Below are 2,503 nucleotides of genomic sequence, written 5' to 3'. Positions count from 1 at the left end.
GCGCGGCCGAGGTGGTGCTGACCTTCGCGCTGATCGTCAACGACGGCATCGATCCCTCGCCCGCCGACAGCGTCTCCGTCACCGTCGCCGCCCCCTTGGACACGGAACCTCCGGTCATATCTGATGTTGCGGATATCGCTGTAGACACGGATGCGGGGGCCAACACAGCTTCGGTTACCCTTGCGGCAGAAGTCACCGACAATTCCGGGGAGACTGTTTTATCGATATTTTCAATCGACGGGACTGTTATCACCAGCCCCTATGACTTTGCTGTCGGCGCCACGACCGTGTTCGTGGATGCCCAGGACAGCGCAGGGAACGAAGCAGTGCAACAGACCTTTGTGGTAACCGTGACGGACACGACACCTCCGGATGCGCCGGTCGTTTTAACACTGATTGCCACTCCGGACAGCCGTGTCGATCTTGTCGGCACTGCAGAACCGGGCATTACCGTGACGATAACATTCCCCGATGGCAGCACCCAAAGCGTGACGGCGGATGCCGAGACAGGGGCGTTCACCGTGACCTCCGATACGCCGCAGCAATCGGGTACGGTCACACTTGTTGCAGCGGACGCTGCGGGAAACAATTCCGCACTCGCGAATGCCGGCTTTGTTGGCGATGATACACCACCGACGATCTCTTTCGGCGCGTTGAGCGGAACTACCAATGGGACTTATACCGCTGCAATCACCCTATCCGAGGACAGCACTGACTTCGGTGTCGCCGACCTTACCTTAGGGAATGCGACTGCAACCCTCACCGGCTCAGGAACCAGCTATATCGCGACACTGACCCCGGACGCTGATGGCACGATCACCCTTTCCGTTGCCGCAGGCACGTTCACCGACACCGCAGGTAACGGCAACGTAGCATCGAACACGGTCAAAGCTGTTTTTGACGGAACTGCCCCAACTGTCAGTATTTCCGGAGCGCCCGAGAGCCTTGCCGGTAACAAGTCTTTCTCTGTCACCGTCACGTTCTCCGAGCCTGTCACGGGATTTGCCGCCGCCGATATAAATGCCACGAATGCTGCGGTAACAGGTTTGAGCGGCAGTGGCGCATCTTATGTGGCGACATTGAGAGCGACGGGGGCCGGGGACGTGCGGATATCGATCCCTGCCAATGTCACGGCTGATGCAGCCGGAAACGGCAATCTGGCATCTAACGCGCTCGATATCACCGATCTCACTGTGGAGCGGACACAGGAACTCATCGCATCCTACATGCAGACCCGCGCCAATGAGTTGATCCGCAATCAGCCCAGCCTGATACCGTTCCTGTCGCGTACCGGACAGAATACGTTCGATTTCGCTGCGACGCGCGGTTCGGGGAACTTTGATTTCGCGACCGGCAGCGACTATCCGGTCTGGATTCAGGCGAACGGATCATGGACAACCGACGGCAACAGCAGAAGTGAATACGTTTTCGGGGCACTTGGCGGTCACCGGGCCATCACAGAGAATCTGCTGGTCGGGGCAATGCTGCAATTCGACCATCTAAGCGAGGACACCGGTGTGGCGTCGGTCAGCGGGACAGGCTGGATGGTCGGCCCCTATTTCGTTGCCAGAAGTGCGAGCCAGCCGCTATATTTTGAGGGTCGTTTGCTCTACGGCGAAACCAGCAACAACATTTCGCCCTTCGGAACCTACGAGGATAGCTTTGATACCACACGCATGCTGGCTCAACTTAGGGTTGCCGGAGAGCTCAACTTCAGCACGACAACACTGAACCCTTTCCTGGATGCCTCCTATACCACCGATGACCAGAACGACTATGTGGACAGTCTGGGCAATACCATTCCCGATCAGGGCATAGCACTTGGGCAGATTGAGATCGGCGCGGATTTCAGCACGATGCTGCCGGTCAGCCGCGGTGAGCTGGAACTTTTGGGCGGTGTCTCGGGAATCTGGTCCCATACCAGCGGCAACGGGTTCGCCTCGACTGTGACACCCGATTACGAGGGTGGCCGGGCGCGGATCGAACTGGGCGTCAACCGCACGATGTCCGCGGGCCAACGCTTCACTGCAGCAACCTACTATGACGGTATCGGTGCAGACGGCTTCGAAAGTTATGGGTTGAGCCTCGGGTTCGAGACGCAGTTCTGATGCGGTTTATGACTTGCTGGCAATCGGCGGGACAGGTCAGAAGGAGATATCAATACGGCGTTGTTGCACAAGTCTGTCGAAGGAGGATTCACTTCGGCGAATCCATGGCGTTAGATGCGGTGCATGAGCAAACCATCTCCCGCCCGCTATCGCACGACGAACTGGTCCAGCTACAACGCGTCGCTGCGCAAGCGAGGGTCCCTGCTGATCTGGGTCGACAAGGACATGACCTGGCACGCGCCTCGTGACGGTCGGCTTGGACGCCCGCCGGTCTTTTCGGACGCGGCCATCCAATTCTGCTGACCTGCCCCCCGCGAAATCCCTCATCGTGATGTAGAGTCTGCGCCAACTCTGAAGGAGCAGACACATGCGCAAGAGCCGTTTCACCGAGGCGC

Annotated in this window: 1 protein-coding gene and 1 pseudogene; both read left to right on the top strand. The window is 58.6% G+C overall.

Annotation, left to right across the window (positions count from 1 at the left end):
* Positions 1–2,108: Ig-like domain-containing protein (locus tag ATI53_RS22635; protein WP_146610010.1), on the top strand; the 2,108-nt coding region annotated here is incomplete at its 5' end.
* A gap of 123 nt (positions 2,109–2,231) precedes the next feature.
* Positions 2,232–2,408: pseudogene (locus ATI53_RS22630) on the top strand (transposase); the annotation flags it as partial.
* Between the last annotated feature and the right edge of the window lie 95 nt (positions 2,409–2,503).

The sequence above is a fragment of the Salipiger aestuarii genome (genome assembly GCF_003259905.1).
GTDB lineage: Bacteria > Pseudomonadota > Alphaproteobacteria > Rhodobacterales > Rhodobacteraceae > Salipiger > Salipiger aestuarii.
Note: the sequence above shows the minus strand (reverse complement) of the source record. Positions and strands in the feature narration are given on the sequence as shown.